The sequence below is a fragment of the Methanothermobacter sp. genome, assembly GCF_049720995.1.
Lineage (GTDB): Archaea > Methanobacteriota > Methanobacteria > Methanobacteriales > Methanothermobacteraceae > Methanothermobacter.
The window spans coordinates 16,839-30,411 of the sequence record NZ_JBNASF010000005.1 but is presented as its reverse complement, the minus strand read 5'-3'; the positions used below and the strand labels follow the sequence as shown (position 1 = coordinate 30,411).

Genomic DNA, 13,573 nt, shown 5'->3' with positions numbered 1-13,573 from the left:
ATGGAATTTGAGAATTTTCCTGTTGAGAATGCGCACAGAATACTTACTCCAAGGCCAACCGTCATTGTAACCACGGTGGATGAGGATGGGAATATAAATGCGGCCCCATTTTCCTTCACCATGCCGGTGTCAATCGACCCCCCGATTGTGGCCTTTGCATCTGCACCGGCCCACCACACCGCAGTGAATGTTGAGGACACCCATGAGTTTGTACTTAATATAACGCCGGTGGACATAATTGATAAAATGTGGATAACCGCCAGGGATCTCCCGGCGGGTGAGAATGAACTTGAGGCCGCAGGTCTTAACTGGATTCCATCAGAGAGGGTTAAGCCACCGAGGATAGCTGAGGCAGCAGCACACCTTGAATGTGAACTCCTCAGGATGTGTGAGGTTGGCGACCACAGCCTCATAGTGGGCTCGGTTGTGAATGCCTCGGTCTGCTCTGGATGCATAAGGGATGGGCTCCTTGATGTTGAATCGGTGAAGCCAGTCCTCCATGTGGGTGGAACAGAGTTTGTCGTGGGGGATCATGTGAGGCGTATTGAATAGGTGGTTTATGATGTTTGAGAGGATCATGGTTCCAACCGATGGTTCGGAGTATGCAGCAAAGGCCGAGGACCTTGCCATTGAACTTGCAGGGCGTCTGGGCTCCGTGGTGGTTGCTGTGCATGTTATTGATGAGAAGCTGATCTACCCCTTTGATGTCCTTGAGGATGAGGGAAAGGAGATCCTGGCGGGTGTGCAGAGGAAGGGCAGGGAGGCCGGTGTCCAGGTGGATGAGGTCCTGGTATTTGGAAGCCCGGCGCATGATATGAAGAAGATCTCTGAGAAGACAGGGGCGGATCTTGTGGTTATCGCGTCACATGGGCGTTCAGGTCTTGAGAAGCTTTTGATGGGCAGTGTGGCCGAGACCACCCTCAAGACGGTTGAGGTACCGGTACTACTTGTTAAGTAAACATCCCTTCTTCTCACCGAAATGTATATATAAAGGATATATCATTATTTGATATATCAAAATTTGATATATAGGATTTTGATGTATGAGGTGTTATGTTGAGAAGATTGTTTAGAGGAATCAGGGATTACCTTACAGACTGGAAGAACCTGTTAACCCACACCCTCGTGGGAGTGATTATACTCGCAGTTGCAGTCTATGCTCCTGTAAGCCCATACTTGAGAATGGGTTTTGTTGGCTGTGTAGTGGGCTTCAATGTGGTCAGGATGAAGTATTTTGACTGAAAAATTAGCATTCCATTTTCCTACTATTTTTTATAAAAAATAGAAAATGAGTTGATATTCACCAGTTTGGAGGTCTCATGCAGGTTCCGTGGAACCCGGGGTTTTTGCTGTAGACTATAGGGGTCTTGTGAATGCATGTTCCCATACCCTTTCCGTGGGCCCGTTTATAGTGTTTATGAAGTTTCTCATGTTGATTGCTGTTACTTTGTGAGCTGATTTTGAGAGTTTGATTGCTCCGGGTGTTCCTGTTGAGCCACTGGATGCAGGTGATTGTCTGGTTTCTTATGGATCTCTGGTTTACTGAGGATTGCTGTTTAATTGCCAGAGGTTCTCCTGTGTTTGTGGTGTTGGCTTTAACCGTGATTGCCAGTTTCTTGTCATGTCACATCCCGCTATCCAGGCCGTTTTATTGCCTTCTGCACAGATCATGCTATTATCTGCAGCCGATCCCTTGAATTCTTTATACCCGCCTTTGCAGTTGCCCATGAGAGTCCATCGCTGCTGTCATCCCCCGGTGGAATTGACATGATATCCACTTCACTGGCTGAGCCTTAAATAAGACCCGGTAAAATTAAAGGAAGATATCCTTTCATTAAATCAACTCCAGGTCCCGCCTCTACCCTGGTACAGTGTATAATGCTCTTGCAACTATTAAAGTTTTAAATACCTTTGAATTTTAGCCAAAATAATATTGGATTTTTCGCTGAATTCATTCGGCACCATTTTACGTGTTCATGGATTTATTTGTTTTCTCTGGCCTCCCAATGGATCTTCCTGAAGGAGGCGATTCGATTATTTAAAGGTTCTCATTGAAACTTCATAGATAATTTTAAATTTTTAAAGAATAATAATTAATATACGTCCTAAAATTAAAGAGAAAGGTGCTAAACTTGAAAAGATACAAATGCAGGGTTTGTGGATACATCTACGACCCTGAAAAGGGCGAACCAAGGACGGACACACCACCAGGAACACCGTTTGAGGACCTTCCTGAAACATGGAGGTGCCCGTCATGCGGTGCAAGGAAGAAGATGTTCAAACCACTTAACTGAGAGGTGAATAAATGGACAAATACGTCTGCCAGATGTGTGGATACATCTACGACCCTGAAGAGGGAGACCCCACATCAGGGATAGAAGCAGGAACACCGTTTGAGGACCTCCCCGACGACTGGGTGTGCCCTGTATGTGGAGTTGGAAAGGACCAGTTCAAGAAGATGGATTAAATGAAAGCCAGAAAAATTGCAGATGGGGTTTACTACACAGGTATAATCGACTGGGACCGGAGGACCTTTGATGAGCTTGTAGCCCTCCCAAGGGGCACAAGCTACAACTCATACATCGTCTCTGGAACCAGTGCCACGGCACTCATTGATTCTGCAGAGCCCTCGAAGAGCAGCGAATTTCTCGGGACCATCAGGGAGATGGAAACTGACATCGACTACATAATCTCCCAGCACGCAGAACAGGACCACTCAGGCACAATTCCGGAACTACTTGACATGTACCCTGATGCGGAGGTCCTGGGGACATCTGCCTGCATTGAACTCCTCAAGGAACTTCTAAGGATCGATGGAAATTTCAGGGCAATTGAGGATGGTGAGACACTCTCCCTTGGTGATAAGACACTGAGGTTCATTGTAACACCCTGGGTGCACTGGCCTGACACCATGGTAACCTACCTTGAGGAGGATGGGATACTATTCACGTGTGACTTTTTTGGATCACACCTTGCAACATCAGACATCATGGAGGTTCCTGAGGGTTTCCTGAGGGAGGCCAAGAGGTACTACGCACATATCATGATGCCCTTCAGCCAGATGGTCACATCCAACATCAAAAAGATCTCGGACCTTGACATATCACTCATAGCACCATCCCATGGCCCACTGGTATCCATACCTGACCTCATAATCGATGCATACCGGAGATGGACCGCCGGGGGAAGTAAAGCGGTGATCGCATATACCACCATGCACGGAAGCACGGGGATCATGGTTGAAAGACTCACAGAGAAGCTGATGGAACTTGATGTGAGTGTAAGACCCATCAATGTTGCAGAGTCAGATACCGGGGAATTCCTCACAGAACTCGTCGATGCCTCGGTCCTGGCTGTAGCATCACCCACGGTGCTCACAAGGCCCCACCCTGCAGTTGCATCGGCACTCTACCTTGTGAATGCACTGAGACCCCCGGTGAAACATGTTGCACTTATGGGATCCTATGGGTGGGGGACACTCATTGAATCCGAGGTCAAGGGTCTGCTATCCAACCTGAACGTGGAATACCTTGAACCAGTCCTTTTGAAGGGCCTTCCACGTGAAGAGGATCTTCAGAGGATAGATGAACTTGCCATTCAGATAAAGGAAATAGGGGGTGAATTAAATGGTGAGTGAAAGGATGCAGGAGGCCCTAAACAGGCAGCTCAACGCTGAACTCTATTCAGCATACCTCTATCTTTCAATGGCTGCCTACTATGAGGCCTCTGACCTCCCGGGATTTGCAAACTGGATGCGTGTCCAGGCCCAGGAGGAACTTGCACACGCAATGAAGTTCTACGACTACCTTGTTCAGAGGGGTGCAAGGGTCGTTCTTGATGAGATAGAGAAACCACCATTTGAGTGGGAGTCCCCGCTGGAGGTATCCAAACATGTCCTGGAACATGAGAGGAAGGTCACAGGGCTCATAAATGACCTTGTTGACCTTGCAATCTCAGAGAGGGACCACGCAACCAGCAATTTCCTCCAGTGGTTCGTGGCAGAACAGGTTGAGGAGGAGGAATCAGCCGGCTCGGTGCTCCGGAAGGTGCGACTTGCATCGGATTCACCAAGCGGCCTCCTCATGCTCGATGCAGAACTCGGAAAGAGGGTTTACAACCCACCATCAAACGAAAAGGGGGGATAATTTATGGGGGAGAAGGTATACGAACTCAGAAAGGTGAAGAAAAAGGGGCGGGGAATGCCCCTCATAGGGGATAAGTTCCCTGAAATGGAGGTCCAGACAACCCACGGGCTGATGAGACTCCCGGATCAATTCAGCGGGAAATGGTTCATACTCTTCAGCCACCCTGCAGACTTCACACCCGTCTGCACAACAGAGTTCGTGGCATTCCAGGAGGTCTACCCTGAACTGAGGGAACTCGACTGTGAACTTGTGGGCCTCAGCGTCGACCAGGTATTCTCACACATAAAGTGGATTGAATGGATAGAGGAGAACCTTGATACAGAGATCGAGTTTCCTGTGATAGCGGACACCGGGAGAGTCGCGGATACCCTTGGCCTCATACACCCGGCGAGGCCCACAAACACGGTGAGGGCGGTATTCGTGGTTGACCCCGAGGGGATAATCAGGGCTATACTCTACTATCCACAGGAACTTGGAAGGAACATCCCTGAGATCGTGAGGATGATACGCGCCTTCAGGGTCATAGATGCTGAGGGTGTCGCTGCACCTGCAAACTGGCCCGATAACCAGCTCATCGGGGACCATGTGATAGTCCCGCCGGCATCTGATATTGAAACCGCCAGGAAAAGGAAAGAGGAATATGAATGCTATGACTGGTGGCTCTGCCACCGCAGTACAGGTGGTGATTAGATGGAGAAAAAATTCTATGAACTCCCTGAACTCCCATACCCCTACAATGCCCTTGAACCATACATATCAGAGGAGCAGCTGAGGATACACCATGAGAAGCACCATCAGGCCTACGTGGATGGTGCCAATGCAATCCTCAGAAAACTCGACGATGCCAGGAAGAATGATGGGGAAGTTGACATCAAGGCGGCCCTCAAGGAACTCTCATTCCATGTGGGGGGTTACGTCCTGCACCTCTTCTTCTGGGGTAACATGGGACCCGCAGATGAGTGCGGCGGAGAACCAGATGGGAGGCTTGCAGAGTACATAGAGAAGGACTTCGGAAGCTTTGAAAGATTTAAAAAGGAGTTTTCTCAGGCTGCTGTGAGTGCCGAGGGCTCAGGGTGGGCTGTACTCACCTACTGCCAGAGGACCGACCGGCTCTTCATAATGCAGGTTGAGAAACACAACGTCAACGTGATACCCCACTTCAGGATCCTCATGGTCCTGGATGTATGGGAACACGCCTACTACCTTGACTACAGGAACGTGAGACCCGACTACGTTGAAGCATTCTGGAACATCGTAAACTGGAAAGAGGTTGAAAAACGCTTCGAAGACCTCTTCTAACATTATTTTTTTGGAATCATTTTATATTTTCTTAACTTCAGTGCACACGATTCATTCTGATCAGGGAATTGTAGATGAGAGGACCCGGTATAAAGGGATGCACCTAATAAAAAAACCATGGATGAGAGGACCCGGTATAGAGGGATGCACCTAATAAAAAACCAGATGATGCTGGAGTGCCATGGAATGATACCTCCTAAGGAAGCATGCCTTAGGAATTGAGGGTTTTTCATATAAATAATGGTAGAATCAGTGTTATGAATGTTAAGAACCATTCAGCATGGCCACTCACCATCAGCCACATCAGCTCTGCCTATGTAGCGGGATGAGGAGGATACCCCCTTCCAGAACAGAAACAGCAGGCACTCTCTTCAGACCCCTTAATTCTAATTCAAATTCGCATTCGCAGCCTCCAGGGTTTTCATCACCCTTTAGAGTGCTTTCCTGGCCAGATTCATTACATTTAACCTTCAGTTCAACACCCCCGCCGTATTTATTATTGAAATCGGAGAAAAGCCCTTTGCTGGCATGAAATGATGTATTATTATTGGGAGTACAAGTATGTCAATAGGGATTAAGGGCTGACAAAAAGACCAACATTTATTTTTAGAGCACCATAAACATCTAAGAGTTACACTGATTCGGGAATGATTCAGATGATCTGGAACAGGGAAATGGAATGCATAACCAGGGATGAACTTGAGGAAATTCAGCTTAAAAGGCTTCAGGACACAGTAAGGAGGGCATATGAAAACGTACCCTACTACCATGAGGCATTTGAAAGGAAGGGTGTGTACCCTGAGGACATAGAGTCACTGGATGACATCACAAGGTTACCCTACACCACCAAGGATGACCTCCGGAAGGTCTACCCCTTCGGGATGTTCGCAGTCCCGAGGAAGGAGATAGTTGAGGTCCACACATCATCAGGGACCACAGGAAAACCCGTGGTCTCAGGCTACACCAGGGAGGACATAGAGATATGGAGTGAGGTCATGGCCAGGGGCCTCACAATGATGGGTCTCACAGAGGATGATGTCATCCAGAACACCCATGGCTACGGGCTCTTCACAGGCGGATTCGGGGTCCACTACGGCGCCCAGAAGATAGGGGCAACCGTTATTCCCATCTCAACCGGACAGACAAGAAGGCAGATAGAGATAATGAAGGACTTCGGGACAACAGTGATGATATTCACCCCATCCTATGGCCTCTACCTCTCTGAGGTTGCAGCTGAGGAGGGCTTTGATCCGGCTGAATCTAGCTTAAAGGCAGTAGGATTCGGGGCTGAAATGTGGACAGAGGAGATGAGGGCTGAGATAGAGAGGAGATTCAATGCACCGGCCTTCAACATATATGGACTCACCGAAATCATGGGGCCGGGGGTTGCGATGGAATGCAGTGAGAAGAATGGCCTCCACGTTGCAGAGGACCACTTCTACCCTGAGATCATAGATGGGAATGGTGAAAGGGTCGGAGCCGGTGAACGGGGAGAACTGGTACTCACAACCCTCACACGGGTGGGCATGCCGGTTATAAGGTTCAGGACAAAGGATATAACCTCAATAGATTATGAGCCCTGTGCCTGTGGCAGGACCCTTGCAAGGATCTCAAGGATCACCGGCAGGGTCGATGACATGCTAAAGGTTCGGGGCGTTTCAGTGTTCCCATCCCAGATAGAGAAGGCGCTCCTACGTATAGATGGTATTGAGCCACACTACCAGATAATAGTGACAAGGCCCCACCTCATGGATGAACTTGAGGTGAGGGTGGAGACCTCCCCTGAACTCTTCTCAGATGACATCCGGCAGATGGTGGAGACCAGGGACCGGCTCGAGGAGTTCATAGAGAACGAGATAGGCCTCAGGGTTAAGGTGACCCTGGTTGAACCAGGCACAATACCCAGGAGTGAGGGGAAGGCAGTAAGGGTGATAGATAAGAGGAACCTTTAAATTTATGGTGATACCATGAGGGTTAAGCAGATATCAATATTTCTTGAAAACAAGAAGGGAAGGCTCTGGAAGGCACTGAGTACACTTGCAGAGGCAGGTATAAACCTGAGGGCCCTATCACTTGCAGATACATCAGAATTCGGGATACTCAGGCTCATAGTCCCTGAACCTGAACGCGCGGCAGATGTTCTTGAGAATGGCGGCTTCGTTGTTAAGCTTAAGGACGTCGTCGCAGTTGAGATGGATGACAGGCCAGGGGGCCTTGCATCAATCCTCGGGGTCCTCAAGGATTATGACCTGAACCTTGACTACATATACGCATTTGTCCATGAAAAGAAGGATAAGGCGATACTATTTATGAGTACAGAGGATCTGGATGCCCTTGAAGGGGCCCTGAGGGATGCCGGGATCCGGATGGTCCCACCGGGGGAGGTCTACTCCCTCTGAAGCAGCGGATGATTCAGACACCATATCACGCCGGGGGTCTACTTCCTCCGGTTCACCCTGACATCCTCAATCGAGTACTCTATACCCTCTTCTTCCAGTTTTTTTGTTATGCTTCTGCTCATCTTACCAACTGCAAGTACAAGGACATTCAGACCCCTCTTTGCGGCTGCAAGGGCAGCATAGGGGGTTGCAAATTCAAAATCAACATTTAAGTTTAACCTTGTAGCGGCGGCCCTTGAAACGGTCCCCATTATTCCTATCCTATCCTGTCCATGCGTCAGTTCCATTATCCTTTCAAGGTCCGCTGCCCCTGAACCGCCCTCCGATATCCCTGGGAGAACCGCGATGGTCACCTTTCCCCTCTGGAGGGGTATGGTGCCGCCAAGTTCGGTGAGGGCAACATCCTCACCCTCTGAGGCACTTTTCATTACTATGGCATGGGCATCTCCATTGGTCCTCCTCCTGGCGTAGAGGACGCCGTCGTCCATGAATAGTTCCACCTCATCACCGGCGCTGAGGTCCTCCCATGCGATGGCGGGCCAGATGGACTTGTAGGAACTCATGTAATCCAGGACCTCATCGGCATATTGCCTCAGGCTCACTGCGGCCCTCTTGAGCTTCTCACCACCCCTCCGGGTTATCTTGTAGTGGGATCTCCCGCTTCCTGCCTCCACAAGGCCCTCTGCTATGAGGCTCTTTATGTTCTCAGACACTGCCTGGACCGTTATTCCCAGTTCATCTGCTATATCCCGTTGCCTCACATAGGGCTGACGCCTTGCTATCTCACTAAGCACCTGGAAACGTGTAAGTTCACCCTTCTTTCTGAAAGCCTTCATTCATTCACCTTCACCTTTTCTATGGCCCTGTTAAGGAGTTTGAGGAATTCCTCCTCATTCTCAAAGGGTATGTATGCTCCGCAGGCGGTCGCATGACCACCGCCGCTACCCCCGACCTTCTCTGCCACCCTCTGCATGATTGAACCGAAGTGTATACCGTCAAATGCCAGGAGGCGAGAGCACCTCAGTGAAACCTTGAGCCCATCATCGGTTTCAGCAAGCCCTATCATGGGCCTCCTCCAGTCACCGTAGCCCAGGAGCATACCGGCAACCGTACCCACCACCGAGGTCTTCACTTCCGGTGCATGGAAGTACTGGAGGTTATCCATATCCCTTATGAGTTCCTCGTCCATTATCCGGTCGAGGGTGACCGCCAGGTAGGCCCTGTGTTCCCTGAGGATGTCCTCAAGTTCATCCAGCCTTCCATGGCGGTTCCCCCCGATGATATCCATTGCAAGCTTCCACCTTGAGTTGCGGTTACATGCGTTAACTGCGGTTGAGAACTCTGAGAGGTCCCTGAATACTGTGTACCTCTCCTCTGATCTTAACTCGTAGACCTCACCGAGTATGAGCATGGGGAGGTATTTATGGTACCTCCGGGGGACCTCATTGACCATCATACGGTATATCTCGTTGAAGAGTTTTCTTTTCTCGTCATCTGTAAGGTCACAGAGCCTCCTCTGGGTTTCGCCGTTTTTCAGGGGTATGCCCAGGTTCTTAAGCCTTGCTATGCACTCGTTGGTATTGTTTGTTGTGGGCAGGGTAACATCCCCGAAGTATGAGAGGGCACTTACGATGGATCTGGTGTGTCTACCGTAGATCGTAAGGTCACTGCGGCAGTCAACCACACCCTCCCTTATACTGTCCTCAAGGATCAGCCGGTTGGCCCCAACCATCTTACCTTTCTTGATGTTCTGCATGTCACCCACTGCTGCAAGCAGACCCATCCAGCTGAGCTCAGTGTATCCGAACTGCCTTGCAAGTAGATATGATAGGCCACCACCTGAGATGCTGGTTGAACCATCCATTTCATAGAAGATGGGATTTATTTCAAGGAGCTCACCCCTTGGAGGTTCAAAGTTTCTATTTCGCACTGGGGGGTGGTGGTCGAGTATGAGAACACGGGAACTCCTTTTCATGTTTTCATGGATCCTCTGTCCGGATCCAAGGTCACTGAACACTGTTAGATCCGGGCCGGGTTCAACCTCGGTGACCTCATTGATGTTTATTATTCTGATCTCATGGTCCTTCCCGAGACCCTCAAGGACTTTGCTGAGGATTGTTGCCGCTGTTATACCATCACAGTCTGTGTGGCTGTAGACTGTAACCGTCTCAGCCTCCTCAACCAGCTTACGGGCCCTTCTGAGCGCGCCTTCAATTTCGTCCATGTTCATTATTACATACCCTCAACTCTTCTTTGAGGACCTCACAAGCCTTGCAAGTTTTATGAGCAGTTCCCTCTTACTCCCCTCATATTCAACAAGAACCCTCCCTGATGATTCCCACCAGGAGGGAGGGTATGACTTATCAGATTCCATACGGGCTTCAAGCTGGAGTTTTTTTGCAGCCCTGAGTATTTCACTGGCGGTGGGGGATTCAACCGCGTATTCAAGGGGCACCCTTCGCCCCTGGCTCCGTGATTTCCGTGAATCCAGATAGGCTGGCCATATTATCACATTTACTCCTCCATCATCCTTTCTGAAAGTTCGGCTAGCATGTCCCTGACCGTGTACCTCTGCGGGATGACTGCACCAAGACCATACTCCTCAAGTTTCCTGAGGGTTATGGGGCCTATTGCAGCCACATGTATCCCCCTGAGGGCATCGATAAGATCACTCTCTCTGTCACCTGCAATTTTAAAGAGGTTTTCCACTGTAAGGGGACTTGTGAATGTAACCGCATCCACCTCCCCTTTGATTATGCCCTCTATCATTTCCTCTGCTGGTGCTGTATCTTCTGGTATCCCGGATTGGTAGGCCTCTGCAACAAGGACCTCTGCGCCCATCTCCTCGAGCCCCCTGGGGAGGACCCTCCTTGCAGAGAGCGTCCTTGGAAGGGCCACCCTCATCCCCTCAAGGTTGTATTCCCTGAGGACCTCCAGGAGACCCTCCGCGGTGTAATCTTCCGGCACAAGATCCACCCTGAGACCCATCTCAGACGCTGCACGGGCAGTCTTGGGCCCTATAACCGCAACAATACAGTCATCCCTGAGTTTCTCATGGAAGTCCCTGCAGGTGCTGAACAGGGATTCAACAGCCGATGGGGAGGTGAATATAACCAGGTCCCATTCAGGGGCCCTCCTGCACACCTCCCTGAGGGAATCTGTTTTCAGGATCTTCAGCTCGAGGGTTGGGGCGACAAGGGCTTTTCCACCGGCACCCTCTATCATTTTAACAGCGGCAGATACCCTCTCAGCGGGTCTTGTGAGGGCGATGGTCTTACCCCTGAGACCCTCTAATTTCCCGGTAGACATTAACAACCTCACCAACCACTATGATTCCAGGCGGCCTCAGATCCCTTTCTGCTATATCCTCAAGTGTGCCCAGGATGACCCTCTCATTCTCAGTTGTCCCCTTTTCAATCACACATACAGGGGTTTCAGGGGGCCGGTGCTTCATTATCTCCCGCATGTTCTCCTCCACGTTACCGACACCCATAAGTATTATGAGGGTATCTGCCCTGTAATCCCAGTGCACCTGTTTTTCAGGTTTTGTGGGGTCCTCGTGTCCTGTGACAACAGTGAAAGATGTTGCAACGCCCCTGTGGGTTACAGGAAGCCCTGCAGATGTGGGAACGCCCACAGCGGAGGTCACACCGGGAATGACCCTGGCCTCAACTCCGGCCTCCCTGAGCGCAAGGAGTTCCTCGCCTCCCCTTCCGAAAACGAATGGGTCACCGCCCTTGAGCCTGACCACTGTTTCATGCTTCTTTCCTTCCTCAACCAGGATCCTGTTTATCTCATCCTGTGTTTTGTGGTGTTCACCGGCCTTCTTACCGACGTATATCAGTTTTGCGTCTTCAGGGGCGTATCCAAGTATCTCCTCACCTGCCAGTCTGTCATACACAACGACATCAGCCCTCTCGAGAACCCCTATGGCCTTAAGTGTTATGAGTTCAGGGTCCCCTGGACCCGCCCCAACAAGATAAACCACCATGAGCATCACCTCTTTTTCACTGGCGGGAATCAGATCTTCATTATGCCACTGAAAAATTTGAAACCGTCATCTGATCCGAGTATCATCTCTGAGGCCCTTTCCGGGTGGGGCATCACAGCACATACCAGTCCTGATTCATCGCAGACCCCTGTTATTCCATCAAGGGAGCCGTTGGGGTCTTCACCGTGGAACTGCAGCACGACCTGGTCGTTATCCCAGACCTCGCTGACGTTTTCGTGGTAGTATCTCCCCTCTGCATGTGCAACAGGCATCCTTATAACCTCATCCCTTCTGAAGAGCCCTGTGAAGGGGGTTCTCGTGGTCTTAACCTGCAGGCTGGTCCACTGACAGTTGAATTTCGGGTGCTCATTCACGGTGAAGACCCCTGGAACGAGGCCGACCTCTGCCAGGATCTGTGCACCGTTACATATTCCGAGAACAGGTTTTTCCTCCTTAACCAGCTCCTTAACAGCATCCATAACGGGGGTTATGGCTGCGATTGCACCGGCACGCAGGTAATCCCCGTAGGAGAAGCCTCCAGGAATTATAACCGCGTCCAGGTGTCCCAGGTCCCGCTGATTCCACCATACATACTCGGGTTCTGCCCCGGCAAGTTCCAGGACATGGTAAACGTCACGGTCACAGTTGGATCCAGGAAACCTTATAACTCCCACCCTCATGTTTCAGCCTTCCATTTCCTTTATACTGAACTCGTAGTCGTGGATAACCGGGTTGCATAGGAGGCGCTGACACATATCCTCCACCTCCCGCCTGACATCCTCAGAACTCTCCTCATCCATGGTGAATGTTATGATGTCACTTGTATCGGTATTTTCAACCTCATACCCCAGGAGTGCAAGGGCCCTCTCAATCGTGGACGCCTCCGGGTTGAGCATACCCTTCTTGAGCCTTATTCTGACCTCAACCATAAATTTCATCTCATCACCTCAGATTTTAACGTTCCATCTTTCAATGTCTTCCATCTCAAGTATCATTTCAGCAACCCTTCTGTAGGCGCTCACAACCCCCTCCTCTCCCCGGCGGAATATGTCCTTGTCCAGGGGTTTCCCGGTCTCCATGTCCCAGAGACGGCAGGTGTCAGGGCTCACCTCATCCCCCAGGCGTATCCTTCCAGAGGAATCTCTTCCAAATTCCAGTTTGAAGTCAGGTAGAATTATGCCCTTTTCTCTGAAAAACTCCACAAGGACATCGTTTATCTTCAGTGTCATCCTCCTTATCTCTGAGATCTCGTCCCTGGTTGCTATCCCGAGGGCCAGGATTATGTCCTCATTGAGCATGGGGTCGCCGTGTTCATCGCTCTTGTAGTCCATCTGTATGATTGGGGGCCTGAATTCCTGTCCCTCAGTGAAGGGGAACCTTCTAACAATACTTCCCGCTGCAATGTTCCTCAGTATAACCTCTATGGGTATCATGTCAAGTTTCCTTGCAAGCATGCAGCCGGGTTCTGGGAGTTCCAGGTACTGGGTTGGCACACCGGCCCCCTCAAGAACCTCAAATATTTTGGCTGAAATAACAGAGTTATAGTAGCCCTTCATTTCAAGGGTGTCCTTCTTTTCACCGTCACCTGCGGTTATATCGTCCCTGAACCTCACGGCAACGATTTCAGGGTCATCTGTCATGAGAACATCCTTCGCCTTACCACTGTAGAGTGGGCCGTTTATTTTCACGTTCATGCTATCACTTTTAAAGCCTTGAGATTAAATCTCTCCTCTAAGACT

The 13,573-nt window shown here is 50.1% G+C and carries 19 protein-coding genes; 11 read left to right on the top strand and 8 right to left on the bottom strand.

Annotation, left to right across the window (positions count from 1 at the left end; all coding sequences use genetic code 11):
• The 11 genes from ACPLJI_RS02700 (at position 1) to ACPLJI_RS02650 (ending at position 7,843) form a co-directional block, all read left to right on the top strand.
• Positions 1-552, top strand: a complete 552-nt coding sequence (locus ACPLJI_RS02700) for a flavin reductase family protein (RefSeq protein WP_424731591.1) — start codon at positions 1-3, stop codon at positions 550-552.
• 10 nt (positions 553-562) lie between these two features.
• A complete protein-coding gene (locus ACPLJI_RS02695; protein WP_424731590.1) occupies positions 563-958 on the top strand; it encodes a universal stress protein in 396 nt (131 codons plus the stop codon).
• 98 nt (positions 959-1,056) lie between these two features.
• Positions 1,057-1,242: a hypothetical protein gene (locus tag ACPLJI_RS02690; protein WP_424731589.1), complete on the top strand. Its 186-nt coding sequence runs from the start codon at positions 1,057-1,059 to the stop codon at positions 1,240-1,242.
• Positions 1,243-2,132: 890 nt separating this feature from the next.
• Positions 2,133-2,294 carry a rubredoxin gene (locus ACPLJI_RS02685; protein ID WP_424731588.1) on the top strand — a complete coding sequence of 54 codons (162 nt, stop codon included), beginning with the start codon at positions 2,133-2,135 and terminating at the stop codon, positions 2,292-2,294.
• An 11-nt stretch (positions 2,295-2,305) separates the two neighbouring features.
• On the top strand, positions 2,306-2,467 hold the full coding sequence (gene rd, locus ACPLJI_RS02680) for a rubredoxin (RefSeq protein ID WP_424731587.1): 162 nt from the start codon (positions 2,306-2,308) through the stop codon (positions 2,465-2,467).
• Positions 2,468-3,637 (top strand): FprA family A-type flavoprotein, encoded by a 1,170-nt coding sequence (locus tag ACPLJI_RS02675; RefSeq protein ID WP_424731586.1) that lies wholly within the window; start codon positions 2,468-2,470, stop codon positions 3,635-3,637. It abuts the gene before it with no gap.
• The gene (locus ACPLJI_RS02670; protein WP_424731585.1) at positions 3,627-4,145 is read left to right on the top strand and encodes a ferritin; all 519 of its coding nucleotides are present in this window, start codon (positions 3,627-3,629) and stop codon (positions 4,143-4,145) included. Before ACPLJI_RS02675 ends, ACPLJI_RS02670 begins: the two co-directional genes overlap by 11 nt.
• Before the next feature lie 3 nt (positions 4,146-4,148).
• On the top strand, positions 4,149-4,835 hold the full coding sequence (locus tag ACPLJI_RS02665) for a peroxiredoxin (protein WP_424731584.1): 687 nt from the start codon (positions 4,149-4,151) through the stop codon (positions 4,833-4,835).
• Positions 4,836-5,444, top strand: coding sequence for a superoxide dismutase (locus ACPLJI_RS02660; protein WP_424731583.1), 609 nt, complete (start codon positions 4,836-4,838; stop codon positions 5,442-5,444).
• A 656-nt stretch (positions 5,445-6,100) separates the two neighbouring features.
• Positions 6,101-7,396: a phenylacetate--CoA ligase family protein gene (locus tag ACPLJI_RS02655; RefSeq protein WP_424731605.1), complete on the top strand. Its 1,296-nt coding sequence runs from the start codon at positions 6,101-6,103 to the stop codon at positions 7,394-7,396.
• Between the two features lie 15 nt (positions 7,397-7,411).
• On the top strand, positions 7,412-7,843 hold the full coding sequence (locus ACPLJI_RS02650) for an ACT domain-containing protein (RefSeq protein ID WP_424731582.1): 432 nt from the start codon (positions 7,412-7,414) through the stop codon (positions 7,841-7,843).
• Between the two features lie 38 nt (positions 7,844-7,881).
• On the opposite strand, the gene ACPLJI_RS02645 is transcribed toward ACPLJI_RS02650, so the two are convergent.
• The 8 genes from ACPLJI_RS02645 to purC are packed head-to-tail and all read right to left on the bottom strand — an operon-like array spanning position 7,882 to position 13,528.
• A complete protein-coding gene (locus ACPLJI_RS02645; RefSeq protein ID WP_424731581.1) occupies positions 7,882-8,679 on the bottom strand; it encodes a MarR family transcriptional regulator in 798 nt (265 codons plus the stop codon).
• Positions 8,676-10,067 carry a single-stranded-DNA-specific exonuclease RecJ gene (gene recJ, locus ACPLJI_RS02640; protein ID WP_424741120.1) on the bottom strand — a complete coding sequence of 464 codons (1,392 nt, stop codon included), beginning with the start codon at positions 10,065-10,067 and terminating at the stop codon, positions 8,676-8,678. The genes ACPLJI_RS02645 and recJ overlap by 4 nt, the downstream gene beginning before the upstream one ends.
• 18 nt (positions 10,068-10,085) lie before the next feature.
• Positions 10,086-10,355: a signal recognition particle subunit SRP19/SEC65 family protein gene (locus tag ACPLJI_RS02635; RefSeq protein WP_191216418.1), complete on the bottom strand. Its 270-nt coding sequence runs from the start codon at positions 10,353-10,355 to the stop codon at positions 10,086-10,088.
• 2 nt (positions 10,356-10,357) lie between these two features.
• A complete protein-coding gene (locus ACPLJI_RS02630; protein WP_424731117.1) occupies positions 10,358-11,152 on the bottom strand; it encodes a uroporphyrinogen-III synthase in 795 nt (264 codons plus the stop codon).
• Positions 11,118-11,834 (bottom strand): uroporphyrinogen-III C-methyltransferase, encoded by a 717-nt coding sequence (gene cobA, locus ACPLJI_RS02625; RefSeq protein ID WP_424731116.1) that lies wholly within the window; start codon positions 11,832-11,834, stop codon positions 11,118-11,120. The genes ACPLJI_RS02630 and cobA overlap by 35 nt, the downstream gene beginning before the upstream one ends.
• A 29-nt stretch (positions 11,835-11,863) precedes the next feature.
• Positions 11,864-12,514 carry a phosphoribosylformylglycinamidine synthase subunit PurQ gene (gene purQ / locus ACPLJI_RS02620; RefSeq protein ID WP_424731115.1) on the bottom strand — a complete coding sequence of 217 codons (651 nt, stop codon included), beginning with the start codon at positions 12,512-12,514 and terminating at the stop codon, positions 11,864-11,866.
• 3 nt (positions 12,515-12,517) lie between these two features.
• Positions 12,518-12,772: a phosphoribosylformylglycinamidine synthase subunit PurS gene (gene purS, locus ACPLJI_RS02615; protein ID WP_191216422.1), complete on the bottom strand. Its 255-nt coding sequence runs from the start codon at positions 12,770-12,772 to the stop codon at positions 12,518-12,520.
• Positions 12,773-12,781: 9 nt separating this feature from the next.
• Positions 12,782-13,528 (bottom strand): phosphoribosylaminoimidazolesuccinocarboxamide synthase, encoded by a 747-nt coding sequence (gene purC / locus ACPLJI_RS02610; protein WP_424731114.1) that lies wholly within the window; start codon positions 13,526-13,528, stop codon positions 12,782-12,784.
• Between the last annotated feature and the right edge of the window lie 45 nt (positions 13,529-13,573).